Genomic DNA, 14,107 nt, shown 5'->3' with positions numbered 1-14,107 from the left:
TACAACGGTCATTAAATCTCCTTGATGGCGGCAGTGTCCTGCCAAATGACCGTTTACACAATATTATTTACACCCTCAGGGACAGCGCAATCATGTGTTTCCTGACGATTGGGTATCTGAGCTTCAGTCCTCATTCTATAGCAGAGGCATGCCAAAGCCTGTGGCAATATTGTCTGAAGTGGTAATGCGTGACTTTTCCTCGAGAGCGCGGCTATATACTATGCGTGCGGAGGGGCCAGATTCGGCAACCGGTCAAATGGCACTTTGCCGGAACTGACCCTGATGCGAAGCTTAACTGACCCTGATGCTTTTCTTACCGCCGATTTTTGCATATTCTGGCCTTCCGCCCGAAGGCTATGATTTTCGCGTCGTGTCGCCCAATATGGTTCTTACTATGCTCAAACTAGTTTTTCTGGTCGTGATAGCGGTTTTCCCGATTTTTGGCGTGGCTCAAGAGCAACCATCGGCGGCCGACATCGCGAAGATCGAGCAGACGATGGCGGAGTGGCTCGCTCATCCGATGGAGTATGGCGTGGCGCCCAAGCGAATAAAGTATTTTGCGACGGTGCGGGCAAAGCTACCGGATGAAGGGGCGTCTACCGATGTGCAAATCGTTGAGTACGAAATGCCAGACGGTACATATGGCCGAGGACTCGTGAATCCTCTCACTTGGTCGTTTCTGGGATCCATTCCCTACGATGCACTCGGAAATGAGGGGCTGGTCACTGCGTATGCCGGTTGGTTGTGGTTGTTCCCTGCACTTAACGATGGGCGCGCCACAATCGTTTTTGAACCAACTACACTCCAACGGCTCCTTAAACAGCTGGCACGCGAGGGGATCACTGATGTGACAGTGGTTACCCAGTACAAGGTCAAGACGTCCGAGTTATTCGAATTCGAAGGCGTCCGCAACGGGGTGAAAATCCGAGGTGCCGGCTCGGCGGGATCAAAGCTCATATTTGACGCAACGGCACCGCAGGCGTCCCTTCCCGTGGTCTACACCTATCTCGCGAAAGTCATTCGCGGAGAGATCTAGTTTGCTACCGGGCAGGGGCCAGTTCCGACAACCGGCCAAAGGGCACTTTGCCGGAACTGACCCTGATGCCGCCGATGCCTGCCATTTTCATTGCTGATCGTCCGGCGCCTTCATCGTGTAGAGCTGGAACGCCACGTAGTTGCCAGGCGAGGTTTCGACGCGGTACGACATGTATGGCAAGATGAGAATGTTCTCAGGTTTTGAGATTTCAATTGGCTGAAACTGGTAGAGCCCGCAGACGCGATTTACTGGATCTTCGATGGCGCAACGATACTTGAATAGTTTGGCTTGTGCAGTGACGACCTGGCTTGGCAAAACCTTGAAATTTTCTATTATTAGCTTGTACATTGCCTGCCCATGTTTATCTTCAAACTTGGAAAGGTATTCCCGCACCCACATGTCAGTTGGGAGGAGCGGGCTCAAATATTTTCCGTCGCGGACTTCTTTGCCATCGACATAGACCTGATGTCGTATGCCGATGGAGGCCGGATGAATGTATAAGCTGCTGCATCCGGCAAGCAGCGAAGCGGCAATGGCGAGCGATGCGTATCGTTTGAGGGACATCCAGTTCCTTGACTTAAGCTATACCGTAACAGGTTAGCGGGCAGGCGATAGTGGCGCGCCTGTCATGCTGTTGTCGACTGCCTCCTCCGGGGCCTCGGCCGGCGTGGCGCGGGTGGCAAGTTCCAATTCCTCGAAAGCGTCGTAGGTCAGCGTCATCAGGCGTTCCGGGTCGGGCACCAGGTCGGTGTCGACAAACAGGGCCAATTGGATTTGGCCCGCATACGAGATGAACGCCAGGCCCACACCCAGCTTGCCCGCTTGGGGCACCCAGCAGATCAGGTCCGTCATGCGCGAGCCGGCCAGGTAGCGGCGGCTGCCGGGACCTTCGATATTGGTCAGCACCACCGAACCCTTGGACGTGAACAGGTTCAGCGCAAAGTGCTGCAAGGCGGTCGGCAGGCAGCCGGCGATCGACAGGAAGGCCATCGTGGCGCGCGGCTGGTGCGAGCGCTTGATGGCCGTCATGCGCTCGCTGGATTGGCGCAGGCGCACGCACGGATCATCCACATTGGTCGGCAGGTCAACCGCCACCAGGCCGAATTCATTCCCGAGCTGGAAGGCGTTGGCCTTCTCGCGCAGGTTGAAGGTGACGGCAGCGCGCAGCGCGCGGCCATCAGGACGTTGTCCCCGTTCGCCCAGATACTGGCGTAGCGCGCCGGAGACGGCCGCCACCCACACATCGTTCAAGGTCACGCCCATGCGCTTGGACATGGCGCGCACGCGGTCCATTTCCAGCGGCGGCAACCACACCAGCTGTTTGGCGCCGGTCATCGGCGCCTTGAACTGGCTCGGTGCGTCGGGCCACAGCACCGACAGGCGCGCCACGTGGAAGGCGATCTTCAGCCAGGAGACGCCGCGCACCACCGCCGAACACACGGCGTTTTGCGCCACCGTGGCGCGGTGCGGATGACCGACCGGCGAGGGCGTGCGGCCATGCACACCGTTGTCGTCGGTCAGGTGATTGAGCACGTGCACCAGCCCCAGGCCGTCGGTGATGCAGTGGTGGACGCGGAACACGATGGCATGCCCGCCGTTGACGCGGTCCAGCACCGTCATGTGCCACATCGGCCGGTCGCGTTCCAGCGGCAGGTGGGCGATGCGGGTCATGTGGCCTTGCAGCTCTTCGCGACTGACCTCTTGCGACATCTGTTCCAGCTTGATGTGCTGGGCGATGTTGAACTGATCGTCCTCCACCCAGTGCGGACGGCCGCGCCGCTGCACCACCTTCTGCGTGAAGCGCGGGTAGTTCGGCAGGCGCAGGCCGATGGTCGAAATCAGCCGCTCCATGTCGACCGCTCCCTCGAACAGCAGGATGCTGTTGATGACCATCAGGTTCTTGTCGGTGTCCATGCGATGCCATGCATAGTCGCGACGTGTCATTGCCGCCGGTGCTGCGGTTGGTTTGCTCATGTGACGCTGTCTCCTCGTGCGGCGTCGGATCTATGCCGACGTCCGCTTATATTTCGCTTATATTTTTACTGGTCGTGCTTCAGTTTCCTGCTCTGGAACCGGCGCCGCTGCCGCCGCCGCCTCCAACGATTTGGGTGAACGCGGCCGCAGCGCATAACGGTTCAAGCCCGTCATGTGGATGCGGCACAGGTAGTCCGGCCAGTCGATGACGGTCGGGTCGACCATGTAGCGCGCCCGGTCTTCGCTGCCGAAGCGCTGCGCCAGCGCCAGCAGCGATTTGTTATGGAACACGTAGCGCGGCGCGGTGTAGAACGAGAACGTCAACGCCAGCAGCTGCGTGGTACGCAGTGCTTCGAGCTTGGGCGATTCGCCCGCGCCCAGCAGGCGGCGCACGCCGCTCCAGGCGGTCGCGCCCAGGCTCATGGCCCGCAGCATCAACAGGAAGACCGGGCGGCTGACGACGCGGAAGCCGTGTTTCGGCTCGTTGTAGAACAGCCGCTCGTAGTTGCGCCAGTTGCGCTGCGATTCGGTCTGGAATAGTTCGATCACGCGGCCGACCGAGATCGGGTTGGCGGAGCCGGTGCATGCCTGGTAGATGCGCGTGGCGCCCGGATCGGCCAGCGCTTCGGCGGCGGCCAGTATCACGCTGTTGGCGACCAGGTCCGCCGGCACGATGTCGACGATCTCGTTCGGCTTGGCCGGGAAGAAGTTGGTCTTGCCGCGCGCGTAGGCCAGGATGATGGCGTCGGCCACCTTCACGCCTTCCAGCCAGCCGGGCACCGGCTCCTGCAAGGTGCTTTCGATGATGGACGGACGCACGATGGTCAGCGTCTTGCCGCGCATGGCCTTCATCGCCAGCTGTTCGCCCATCCACTTGGTGAAGGTGTAGGTGTCGTTCCAGCCGTGGTAGTTGGCTTCGGCGATGCCCAGCTCCGTCAGGCGGCGCGTCTGCTGCTCGGCGTCGCCGGTTTCGGCCTTGATGGCGGCTACACGATGCTGCAGTTGTTTGAGTAAACCGTATAAATCATAATGGCCGTCGGCGTGGCGCGGGATGGCGGCGCGCGCCGGCGTGACATTCTGCTCCAGCATGGCGCCGCGATTGTAGCCGTTGACGTAGCAGGTCGATACCTGCACCAGCGGCGCGTTGTTGGCGCGCGCCAGTTCGGCGACGTTCTGCACGCTGAGGGCGTTGATGGACAGCGCCACGTCCAGCGCTTCGCGGAAGTTGACGCTGGCGGCGGCGTTGATCACCAGGTCGATGCGGCGTCCCAAGGCGTTGAACTCGGCCAGCGACAGGCCGAAACACGGCTCGGTCACTTCGCCGGTCACGCACTCGATGCGCTCGGCGAAGAACTCGGCCAGGAAGCCCGGGCGTTCGGCGCGCAGGCGGTCGAAGACGGAGGAGGTGGCGATATCGCGCTCGAAGCGGGTGCGGGCGTCGCCGTTGGTCTTGCCGCGGCCGCCGCGTATCACCAGCACGATGCGGCCGATGTCCGGCACGCTGCGGATGAGCTTTTCCAGCACTACCTTGGCGAGAAAACCGGTGCTGCCGGTAATCAGTACGCGCTTACCCGACAGTGCTGCGTGTACGTTCAATGCTGGTTTCATAGGGGGCTTCTCAGAAACGGTGTCATTACTGCAATGAGCCGATCTTAGAGCGAAACCGGGGAGTGACTGGCGATTATGCAGTGGCTTTGGAAGCCAAACGCATGGCTGCGCGAGTCATGCAGAGTGATCACGAGAGAAACGGATATGGCCCCATTTGCAACATTGAGGCATTTGCGCAACGCTCCCGTCGCCGCGCGGCTGGCGGCGATGGGCGGGAGGCTGGGTTTAGTGTTGGACTTCGGGATACAGGCCGTGCACGCGGCCGAACAGCCGGGTAAGCCCCAGCAGGGCGTCGATGTGCGGGGTGGCCAGCTGCAGACGCTGGCCGATCTCGCGCACGGCGGCCACCAGCGCGTCCAGTTCCAGCATGCGGCCGGCCTCGGCGTCTTGCAGCATGGAGCTTTTGAAGGCGCCCAGCTTGCGCGTGACCAGGTGGCGCTGCTCGGGCGTTTCGGTGATGCGGCAGCCGATGCGCTCACCGATGATGGCCGCCTCGCGCATGGCGGAGCGGCAGAATTCGGCCACCAAGTGGTCATCCAGAATGCGGTCCGCCGTCGCGCCGGTGATGGCTGACACTGGATTCAGGGTCATATTTCCCCATAATTTATACCAAATGTCGTAGCGGATATCGGCGGAAACCTTGGCGTCGAAGCCGCCCAGGCGCAGCAGCGCGCCCAGCTTCTGCGCGCGTTCGGAGTCGCCGCCGGCAGGTTCGCCGATGATCAGGCCGTTGCCCATCTTGTGGCTGACCAGTCCTGGCGATGGCGTCGAGGTGCTGGCGTGGACCACGCAGCCCAGCACTTGCGGGTAGGGCAGCGCGGCCGCGATCAGGCCGCCGGGGTCGACGCTGGCCAGCGGCTCGTTGCCGATGGCGGCCACGCCGTGTCCGAACCACCAGGGCACGCCGTTCATGGCGGGGAGGATGAGGGTTTCCGGACCGATCAGGGGCGCAATCTGCTGCGCCACGGCGGCCAGGGCCTGGCCCTTGACGGCGATGATCACCACATCCTGCGGCCCCAGTTCCGCCGCATTGTCGCTGGCGCGGGCGGGTGCCTGGATCGGCGTGTCGCCCTGTTGCAGGCGCCAGCCGTGTTGACGCAACGCGGCCAGCGTGTCGCCGCGCGCGTAAGCGCTCAGATCACAGGCTTGGGCCGCAGCCAGGCGGGCGCCGATAAAGCCGCCGATGGCGCCGGCGCCTACTATGCATACCTTCATTCGCTACTCCGGGTGGCGTAAAAAAATGAAAGCTTAGCAGAAGTATATGTTTGGCGTGCGGCGCCCTGGCTGCTAACTAGTTGCGAATGTCGAGCGCGCGGTTCAGGCTCAGCGCCGCCAGCGAGCAGACCGCGCCCGACAGCAGGTACAAGCCCACATACGCCAGCCCGAACTGCGACGACACGCCCAGCGCCACCAGCGGCGCGAAGCCCGCGCCCACCAGCCATGCCAGGTCGGACGTGAAGGCCGCGCCGGTGTAGCGGTACTGCGCCGGGAAGTTGGCCGTCACCGCGCCGGCTGCCTGGCCATACGACAGGCCCAGCAAGGCGAAGCCCAGCATGATGAAGGCATCCTGCGCGGCTTCGCCGCCGTTGAGCAACATCGGCACGAAGCCGCTGAACACCGCGATCAGGATGGCCAGCGAGCCCAGCGTGCGGCGGCGGCCGATGCGGTCGGCGATCAAGCCGGACGCCACCACGCCCACCGCCATCAGCACCACGCCCACCATCTGCGTGCCGAGGAAGCCGGTCACCGAGCGCGGCGAGTAAATTGTGATCCAGGACAGCGGGAACACCGTCACCAGGTGGAACAGCGCGTAGCTGGCCAAGGCGGCGAGGGCGCCGATGATCAGGTTGCGGCCCTGCGAGCTGGCCATTTCGATCACGCTGGTCGGTTGCAGCTCGCGCTCTTCCAGCAGCTTGGCGTACTCGCTGGTGGAGGTCAGGCGCAGGCGGGCGAACAGCGCCACCACGTTGATGGCGAAGGCCACGTAGAACGGATAGCGCCAGCCCCAGTCCATGAAGTCCAGGTCGCTCAGGTTGCCGATCAGGTACCAGAACAGGCCGGCGGCGATGAAGAAGCCGACCGGCGCGCCCAGTTGCCCCAACATCGCGTACCAGCCGCGCTTGTTTTCAGGCGCGTTGAGTGCCAGCAGTGACGGCAAGCCGTCCCACGAGCCGCCCAAGGCCAGGCCCTGGCCGATGCGCAACACCGACAGGATGACGATGGAGTAAAAGCCGTTGTCGGCGTAAGATGGCAGGAAGGCAATGCCGGCGGTGGTGGAACCCAGCAGCAGCAGCGCCCCGGTGAGCTTGGCCTCACGCCCGTAGCGGCGCTGAACGGCCATCGAGATCACGGTGCCGATGGGCCTTGCAATAAAGGCAAAAGAGAAGATGGTGAACGCGTACAAAGTGCCTTCCAGCCGCCCGTCGAACGGGAACAGCAGCGAAGGGAACACGAGTACGGAAGCAATCGCGTAGACAAAGAAATCGAAATACTCGGAAGCGCGCCCGATGACGACGCCGACCGCTATTTCGCCGGGTGAGATGTGATCGTCGTCCCGTGCATTGATGTTGCGTGCATCATTACCGGCCTGAGATGGTTCTTGGGCGCCAACATGCACGCCATTTGGTGTAGTCGTAGTGGCCATAATCTCTGTCTCTTTTACGTTGATATTTTTATCACGTATATGTCCCGGCTCCTAGGACAAAGTGTCCAATGGCAAGAACATTCCGTGATTGGTACAGTAACACATCATCCACATACTGTAACGTAGATTACCTCATGATTCCTCCTCTCGCGCGTCGTGGACTGTTCCTCGCACCGCTGTTGTGGCTAGCAGGCTGCAACACGGTCGTGTTGAACCCGTCCGGTGATATCGCAGCCCAGCAGGCGCACCTTGTTGTTGTGTCAACTCTGCTGATGCTGTTGATTATCGTACCCGTCATGTTTTTGATTTGCCTGTTCGCCTGGCGCTACAGGAAGTCGAACACTTCCGCTGAATACAAACCGAACTGGGACCACTCGACCAAGCTCGAACTGCTGATCTGGGGCGCTCCGCTGCTGATCGTCATCGTGCTGGGCCTGATCACCTGGATCTACACCCACTTGCTGGACCCATACCGCCCACTGAGCCGCATCGACGCAGACCGTCCGGTGGCCGTCGGCGTCAAGCCGCTGGAAGTGCAGGTCGTGGCAATGGACTGGAAGTGGATGTTCATCTACCCGGAACAAGGCATCGCCACCGTCAACGAACTGGTGACCCCGATCGACGTGCCGGTCCGTTTCCACATGACCTCGTCGTCCGTGATGAACGCGTTCTACATTCCTGCGCTGGCCGGCATGGTCTACACCATGCCCAGCATGGAGACCCAGCTGAACGCGGTGATGAACAAGGTGGGCGTGTACGACGGCTTCTCGTCGAACTACAGCGGCGCCGGTTTCTCGGACATGAAGTTCAAATACCACGGCGTCAGCCAGGCCGACTTCGACGCCTGGGTCGCCAAGACCCGCGCCGCCGGCGGCACGCTGACCCGCGCCGGCTACCTGGACCTGGACAAGCCGACCATCAAGCATCCGATCATGCGTTTCGGCAGCGTCGACAAAGGCCTGTACGACCTGGTGCTGAACCGCTGCGTGGCCGAAGGCTCGACCTGCATGAACGCGCAGATGGAGCAGGACGCCATGCGCATGCAGGCTGCCGCCGCCGCGAAAGAACTGCCGAAAGATGTGTGCGAGCCTAAAGTCGCCACCGCCACGGCCCAACCACTCCGTAAAGAATGACCATGTCTGATCTCAACCTGACCAAACTGATCTTTGGACGGCTGTCGCTGGAAGCAATTCCATACCACGAGCCCATCCTGATCGCCACCTTCGCCATGGTGGCGCTGGGCGGCCTGGCCTTCCTGGCCGTGATGTTCAAATTCCGCCTGTGGGGCCCGTTGTGGCGCGACTGGATCACCTCCATCGACCACAAGAAAATCGGCATCATGTACATGGTGCTGGCGATTATCATGATGCTGCGCGGCTTCGCCGACGCGCTGATGATGCGCGCCCAACAAGCGATCGCCTTCGGCGACAACGCCGGCATGCTGCCGCCGCACCACTACGACCAGATCTTCACGGCCCATGGCACGATCATGATCTTCTTCGTGGCGATGCCGCTGGTCACCGGCCTGATGAACTACGTGGTGCCGCTGCAAATCGGCGCGCGCGACGTTTCGTTCCCGTTCCTGAACAACTTCTCGTTCTGGATGACCACCTTCGGCGCCATGCTGACCATGGTCTCGCTGTTCGTCGGCGAATTCGGCCGCACCGGCTGGCTGGCCTTCCCGCCGCTGTCCGGCATCGCCGCGTCGCCTGACGTCGGCGTCGATTACTACATCTGGTCGCTGCAGGTGGCCGGGGTAGGGACCACGCTGTCGGGCGTCAACCTGATCGCCACCATCGTCAAGATGCGCGCGCCGGGCATGAACATGATGAAAATGCCGGTCTTCACCTGGACCGCGCTGTGCACCAACGCCCTGATCGTTGCTACCTTCCCGATCCTGACCATCACCCTGGCGATGCTGTCGCTGGACCGCATGGTCGGCACCAACTTCTTCACCAACGACCTCGGCGGCAACCCGATGTTGTACGTCAACCTGATCTGGATCTGGGGCCACCCTGAGGTCTACATCCTGGTGCTGCCGGTGTTCGGCGTGTTCTCGGAAATCGTCTCGACCTTCAGCGCCAAGAAGCTGTTCGGCTACACCTCGATGGTGTACGCCACCATCGTGATCACCATCCTGTCCTACCTGGTATGGTTGCACCACTTCTTCACGATGGGTTCGGGCGCGTCGGTGAACTCCTTCTTCGGCATCACCACGATGATCATCTCGATCCCGACCGGCGCCAAGATCTTCAACTGGCTGTTCACCATGTACAAGGGCCGCGTGCGCTTCGACGTGCCCATGCTGTGGACCGTCGGCTTCATGCTGACCTTCACCATCGGCGGCATGACCGGCGTGATGCTGGCTGTGCCACCTGCCGACTTCGTGCTGCACAACTCGCTGTTCCTGATCGCCCACTTCCACAACGTCATCATCGGCGGCGTGGTGTTCGGCTGCTTCGCAGGCTTGAACTACTGGTTCCCTAAAGCGTTCGGCTTCAAGCTCGACGAGTTCTGGGGCAAGGTCTCGTTCTGGTGCTGGCTGGTGGGCTTCTGGGTGGCCTTCACGCCGCTGTACGTGATGGGCTTCATGGGCGTTACCCGCCGCATGAACCACTTCGAAGATCCATCGCTGCAAAAATGGTTCGTGATCGCCGCCATCGGCGCGCTGATCATCGCCGCAGGTATCGGCGCGATGCTGGTGCAGTTCTACGTCAGCTGGAAAAACCGCGACGCCCTGCGCGACGTGACCGGCGACCCATGGGGCGGCCGCACGCTGGAGTGGGCCACCTCGTCGCCACCGCCGGACTACAACTTCGCCTTCACGCCAGTGGTGCATGAGAGCGACAGCTGGGCCGACATGAAGGCCAACAACTACCAGCGTCCGACCCAAGGTTTTGTTTCGATCCACATGCCGAAGAACACCGCCGCCGGCTTCATCATCTCGGCGCTGTCGTTCGCGCTGGGCTTCAGCATGATCTGGCAGATGTGGATCCCGGCCGGCCTGTCGTTCATCGCCATGATGGTCGCGATCATCACGCACACCTTTAACTACAAGCGCGACTACTACATCCCTGCGGAAGAAGTCATCCGCACCGAAGAAGCGCATACTCGTTTGCTGGAAGCCCATGTCTGAATCTATCGCTAACGGCGCCGTGAGCGCCGACCCAAGCGCACGCTACTACGTGCGCGACCACCACCCGGAGAACGGCACGCTGCTGGGCTTCTGGCTCTACCTGATGAGCGACTGCCTGTTGTTCGCCGGCCTGTTCGCCGCCTACGCCGTGCTGGGCCGCAACTACGCGGGCGGCCCGACCGGCGCCGAGCTGTTCGACCTGCCGACCGTGGCGCTCAACACCGGCTTCCTGCTGATGTCGTCGATCACCTACGGCTTCGCGATGATCGCGTCGCAGCGCAAGAACCTGAAGGCCACCATCGTCTGGCTGGCCATCACCGGCCTGTTCGGCCTGGCCTTCCTGTACCTGGAACTGGATGAATTCGTTCACCTGATCCACGAAGGCGCCGGTCCGCAGCGCAGCGCGTTCCTGACCTCGTTCTTCGCGCTGGTCGGCACCCACGGCCTGCACGTGACTTTCGGTTCGATCTGGCTGGTCACGCTGATCTGCCAGCTGGCCAAGCACGGCCTGACGCCGGAAAACAACCGTCGCCTGATGTGCCTGTCGATGTTCTGGCACTTCCTGGACGTGATCTGGATCGGTGTGTTTACCTTTGTCTATCTGATGGGAGTTCTGCCATGAGCGCGCATAACCACGACCACCACGGTCATGACGGCCACGGCCACGACGACGGCGCGCCGCACGGCAGCCTGAAGGACTACGCGATCGGTTTCATCCTGTCGGTGATCCTGACCGCGATTCCGTTCTGGCTGGTGATGCACAAGGCCTTCGACAAATCCAGCACCACCGCCGCGGTGATCCTGGGCTTCGCGGCCGTGCAAGTGATCGTCCACATGGTGTACTTCCTGCACATGAACGGCAAGATCGAAGGCGGCTGGTCGCTGCTGGCGACCATGTTCACGCTGGTGTTGCTGGTCATCGTACTGGCCGGTTCGATCTGGGTCATGTACCACATGAACGTCAACATGATGCCGTCCATGGGTACGGACGTGCACAATATGCGCGACATGCAATGATGGAAGGGGCATCGCGCCCACGTTCCCGCGCCCTGCGCATCAGCCTGGCCATTGCGGCCGGGTTGATGTTTGCAGGGTTTTTTGCTTTGGGGACGTGGCAAATATTCCGCCTGCAATGGAAGCTGGCGCTGATCGAACGCGTCGAGCAGCGCGTGCACGCGGCGCCGGTGGACGCGCCCGGCGCCGCGCAATGGCCGCAGCTGAATGCCGAGGCGGACGATTATCGCCGCGTGCGACTGAGCGGACACTACCTGAAGGGCTCGGACACGCAGGTGCTGGCCTCGCTGGACCGTGGCATCGGCTACTGGGTGCTGTCGCCGCTGTGCACGGCCGATGGCGCCATCGTCATGGTCAATCGCGGCTTCATCCGCGCCGGTTCCGGCGGCTGGGCGCCGCAGGCCGCACCACCGGCCGCCAAGGCCGATGCCTGCGCCGGCGGCGGCGAGGCGGTCACGGTCACCGGGTTGCTGCGCCTGGGCGAAGTTGCCGGCCGTCTGCGCCAGAATGAACCGGCCCGCAACTACTGGTACACGCGCGACGTGCAAGCCATCGCCCATGCGCGCGGGCTGCCGGCCGTGGCGCCGTATTTCGTCGACGCCGACGCCGACGCCGGCGCGGCGGTGGTAGAAGGCGAGCCGCTCGGCGGCCTGACCGTGGTTTCCTTCCCCAACAACCATTTGGTTTATGCTGTCACCTGGTACGCGCTGGCGCTGATGATTGTTGGCGGCGCCGTATGGGTCGTCCGCGACGGGCGCAAATCACAGACTAAAGCATAAATGGCAAGGAAAAACGACAATCCATACGACCGTGGGCGGCCCAACGCCCCGGTGTTCGAGCCGCTGGCGGCGGTGAACGCTTCGGCCAACACCATCACCCACGCGGCCGGCCACAAGAACATGCAGCAGCTGATCCAGCTGCGCTGGATTGCCGTGGTGGGGCAGATCACCACCATCTTCGCCACCACCATGGTGTTCGACGTGCGCCTGCCGCTGCCGGCCATGTTGAACGTGCTGGCCTGCCTGATCGCCTTCAACATCGCCAGCACTCTGCGCTGGCAGGAAAACCAGGTGGTGTCCAACAGCGAGCTGCTGCTGGCGCTGACGGTGGACATCGCCAGCCTGACGGCGCAGCTCTATTTGAGCGGCGGCGCCACCAATCCCTTCGTGTTCCTGTACCTGCTGCACGTGATCCTGGGCGCGGTGCTGCTGGAGGCATGGTCGACCTGGACCATTGTTGTCGTCACCGGCACCTGCATCGCGGGACTGGCCTTGTTCTCCGAACCGTTGGCGTTGCCGTTGGACCACGGGCGCGGCATCTCCAGCCTGTATGTGCAGGGGATGCTGATCTGCTTCGTGCTCGACGCGGCGCTGCTGGTCATCTTCATCACGCGCATCATGCGCAACGTGCGGGTGACGGCGTCCAAGCTGGCGGACCTGCGCCAGCGCGCGGCCGAGGAAGACCATATCATCCGCATGGGCCTGTTAGCCTCGGGCGCGGCGCACGAGCTGGGCACGCCGCTGGCGACGCTGGCGGTGATCCTGGGCGACTGGAAGCACATGCCCGAGTTCAAGGCCAACGCCGTGCTGCTGGAGGAGATCGTCGAGATGCAGACCCAGCTCAAGCGCTGCAAATCCATCGTCAGCGGGATTTTGCTGTCGGCCGGCGAGACGCGCGGCGAATCGTCGGCGGCCACCACCATCAACACCTTCCTGGCGGAACTGGTGGCAGAGTGGCGGGTGGGGCGGCCGGTGGTGGCGTTTGAATTCGACAACCGCATCGCGCCCGATCATCCGGTGGTGTCCGACTCAACCTTGAAACAGATGATCTGCAACGTGCTCGACAATGCGCTGGAGGCGTCGCCGCAATGGCTGCGCATGGAGGCGTGCCTGGAAGAAGGCCAATTGGTGTTGCAGGTGATGGACGCGGGGCCGGGCTTCGCGCCGGAGATCCTGGCGCAATTGGGCAAGCCCTACAACTCCAGCAAGGGACGCCCGGGCGGTGGCCTGGGCCTGTTCCTGGTGGTGAACGTTGCGCGCACCTTGGGTGGTGCGGTGACGGCGTCGAACTGGCCGCAGGGCGGGGCGCTGGTGCGCCTGACGCTGCCGCTGTCGGAAATCGAAATCAAACCGGAAAGTAATCAATATGACTACTGAAGAAGAACGCGTGTTGTTGCTGGTCGAGGACGACGCCGCCTTCGCCCGTACCTTGAGTCGTTCCTTTGAACGGCGCGGCTACAAGGTGCTGCTGGCCGAGAACGTGGACGAAGCCAGCGCGCTGCTGGTCGACCACTCGCCGGGCTATGCGGTGGTGGATCTGAAGCTGAAGGGCAATTCGTCCGGCCTGGCCTGCGTGCAGATGCTGCACCAGCACGATGCCGAGATGTTGATCGTGGTGCTGACCGGTTTCGCCAGCATCAACACGGCGGTGGAAGCGATCAAGCTAGGCGCCTGCCAATACCTGGCCAAGCCGTCCAACACCGACGACATCGAAGCGGCCTTCGAACACGTGGCCGGCGCGGCGGAGCTGGAACTGACCAACCGCGCCACCTCGGTCAAGACGCTGGAGTGGGAGCACATCCACACCGTGCTGGCCGAGACCGACTTCAACATCTCGGAAGCGGCGCGGCGCCTGGGCATGCACCGCCGCACACTGGCGCGCAAGCTGGAGAAACAACGCGTCAAATAACACCGGG

The 14,107-nt window shown here is 62.4% G+C and carries 14 protein-coding genes; 9 read left to right on the top strand and 5 right to left on the bottom strand.

Going from position 1 to position 14,107, the window contains the following annotated elements; genetic code table 11:
- Positions 1–185: hypothetical protein (locus tag AC07OK_RS07200; RefSeq protein WP_494689658.1), on the top strand; the 185-nt coding region annotated here is incomplete at its 5' end.
- Positions 186–304: 119 nt separating this feature from the next.
- The gene (locus tag AC07OK_RS07195; protein WP_494689657.1) at positions 305–1,036 is read left to right on the top strand and encodes a hypothetical protein; all 732 of its coding nucleotides are present in this window, start codon (positions 305–307) and stop codon (positions 1,034–1,036) included.
- An 87-nt stretch (positions 1,037–1,123) separates the two neighbouring features.
- Here the strand turns inward: AC07OK_RS07195 and AC07OK_RS07190 are convergent, their stop codons facing one another.
- From AC07OK_RS07190 to AC07OK_RS07170, 5 genes are all read right to left on the bottom strand, one after another.
- Entirely contained in the window at positions 1,124–1,600 is a 477-nt protein-coding gene (locus AC07OK_RS07190; RefSeq protein ID WP_494689656.1) for a hypothetical protein, read from the bottom strand.
- A gap of 33 nt (positions 1,601–1,633) precedes the next feature.
- Positions 1,634–3,010: a wax ester/triacylglycerol synthase family O-acyltransferase gene (locus AC07OK_RS07185; RefSeq protein ID WP_494689655.1), complete on the bottom strand. Its 1,377-nt coding sequence runs from the start codon at positions 3,008–3,010 to the stop codon at positions 1,634–1,636.
- A 57-nt stretch (positions 3,011–3,067) separates the two neighbouring features.
- Entirely contained in the window at positions 3,068–4,618 is a 1,551-nt protein-coding gene (locus tag AC07OK_RS07180) for an SDR family oxidoreductase (RefSeq protein WP_494689654.1), read from the bottom strand.
- Between the two features lie 225 nt (positions 4,619–4,843).
- Complete coding sequence (locus AC07OK_RS07175) at positions 4,844–5,833, bottom strand: 2-dehydropantoate 2-reductase (RefSeq protein WP_494689653.1); 990 nt, start codon at positions 5,831–5,833, stop codon at positions 4,844–4,846.
- 76 nt (positions 5,834–5,909) lie between these two features.
- A complete protein-coding gene (locus AC07OK_RS07170; protein ID WP_494689652.1) occupies positions 5,910–7,262 on the bottom strand; it encodes an MFS transporter in 1,353 nt (450 codons plus the stop codon).
- Positions 7,263–7,396: 134 nt separating this feature from the next.
- On the opposite strand from AC07OK_RS07170, the gene cyoA reads away from it, so the two are divergent.
- From cyoA to AC07OK_RS07135, 7 genes are read left to right on the top strand one after another with little or no spacing between them, the layout of a single operon-like run.
- The gene (cyoA, locus tag AC07OK_RS07165) at positions 7,397–8,395 is read left to right on the top strand and encodes a ubiquinol oxidase subunit II (protein ID WP_494689651.1); all 999 of its coding nucleotides are present in this window, start codon (positions 7,397–7,399) and stop codon (positions 8,393–8,395) included.
- A 2-nt stretch (positions 8,396–8,397) separates the two neighbouring features.
- Positions 8,398–10,398, top strand: a complete 2,001-nt coding sequence (gene cyoB / locus AC07OK_RS07160; protein ID WP_494689650.1) for a cytochrome o ubiquinol oxidase subunit I — start codon at positions 8,398–8,400, stop codon at positions 10,396–10,398.
- On the top strand, positions 10,391–11,020 hold the full coding sequence (cyoC, locus tag AC07OK_RS07155; protein ID WP_494689649.1) for a cytochrome o ubiquinol oxidase subunit III: 630 nt from the start codon (positions 10,391–10,393) through the stop codon (positions 11,018–11,020). Before cyoB ends, cyoC begins: the two co-directional genes overlap by 8 nt.
- Positions 11,017–11,415, top strand: coding sequence for a cytochrome o ubiquinol oxidase subunit IV (cyoD, locus tag AC07OK_RS07150; protein WP_494689648.1), 399 nt, complete (start codon positions 11,017–11,019; stop codon positions 11,413–11,415). The genes cyoC and cyoD overlap by 4 nt, the downstream gene beginning before the upstream one ends.
- Complete coding sequence (locus AC07OK_RS07145; protein WP_494689647.1) at positions 11,412–12,191, top strand: SURF1 family protein; 780 nt, start codon at positions 11,412–11,414, stop codon at positions 12,189–12,191. The genes cyoD and AC07OK_RS07145 overlap by 4 nt, the downstream gene beginning before the upstream one ends.
- Entirely contained in the window at positions 12,192–13,568 is a 1,377-nt protein-coding gene (locus tag AC07OK_RS07140) for an ATP-binding protein (RefSeq protein ID WP_494689646.1), read from the top strand.
- Complete coding sequence (locus tag AC07OK_RS07135) at positions 13,558–14,100, top strand: response regulator transcription factor (protein ID WP_116989097.1); 543 nt, start codon at positions 13,558–13,560, stop codon at positions 14,098–14,100. Before AC07OK_RS07140 ends, AC07OK_RS07135 begins: the two co-directional genes overlap by 11 nt.
- The last annotated feature ends 7 nt before the right edge of the window (positions 14,101–14,107 follow it).

The organism is Duganella sp. GW821-FHT07G03, from assembly GCF_059418605.1.
This window is presented reverse-complemented; position numbering and strand designations above follow the sequence as displayed.

What these genes read in the sequence shown, in the direction of transcription:
- AC07OK_RS07195 (WP_494689657.1), top strand. Translation starts at nt 305, where the DNA reads ATGCTTTTCTTACCGCCGATTTTTGCATATTCTGGCCTTCCGCCCGAA.
- AC07OK_RS07190 (WP_494689656.1), bottom strand. Translation starts at nt 1,600, where the DNA reads ATGTCCCTCAAACGATACGCATCGCTCGCCATTGCCGCTTCGCTGCTT.
- AC07OK_RS07185 (WP_494689655.1), bottom strand. Translation starts at nt 3,010, where the DNA reads ATGAGCAAACCAACCGCAGCACCGGCGGCAATGACACGTCGCGACTAT.
- AC07OK_RS07180 (WP_494689654.1), bottom strand. Translation starts at nt 4,618, where the DNA reads ATGAAACCAGCATTGAACGTACACGCAGCACTGTCGGGTAAGCGCGTA.
- AC07OK_RS07175 (WP_494689653.1), bottom strand. Translation starts at nt 5,833, where the DNA reads ATGAAGGTATGCATAGTAGGCGCCGGCGCCATCGGCGGCTTTATCGGC.
- AC07OK_RS07170 (WP_494689652.1), bottom strand. Translation starts at nt 7,262, where the DNA reads ATGGCCACTACGACTACACCAAATGGCGTGCATGTTGGCGCCCAAGAA.
- cyoA (WP_494689651.1), top strand. Translation starts at nt 7,397, where the DNA reads ATGATTCCTCCTCTCGCGCGTCGTGGACTGTTCCTCGCACCGCTGTTG.
- cyoB (WP_494689650.1), top strand. Translation starts at nt 8,398, where the DNA reads ATGTCTGATCTCAACCTGACCAAACTGATCTTTGGACGGCTGTCGCTG.
- cyoC (WP_494689649.1), top strand. Translation starts at nt 10,391, where the DNA reads ATGTCTGAATCTATCGCTAACGGCGCCGTGAGCGCCGACCCAAGCGCA.
- cyoD (WP_494689648.1), top strand. Translation starts at nt 11,017, where the DNA reads ATGAGCGCGCATAACCACGACCACCACGGTCATGACGGCCACGGCCAC.
- AC07OK_RS07145 (WP_494689647.1), top strand. Translation starts at nt 11,412, where the DNA reads ATGATGGAAGGGGCATCGCGCCCACGTTCCCGCGCCCTGCGCATCAGC.
- AC07OK_RS07140 (WP_494689646.1), top strand. Translation starts at nt 12,192, where the DNA reads ATGGCAAGGAAAAACGACAATCCATACGACCGTGGGCGGCCCAACGCC.
- AC07OK_RS07135 (WP_116989097.1), top strand. Translation starts at nt 13,558, where the DNA reads ATGACTACTGAAGAAGAACGCGTGTTGTTGCTGGTCGAGGACGACGCC.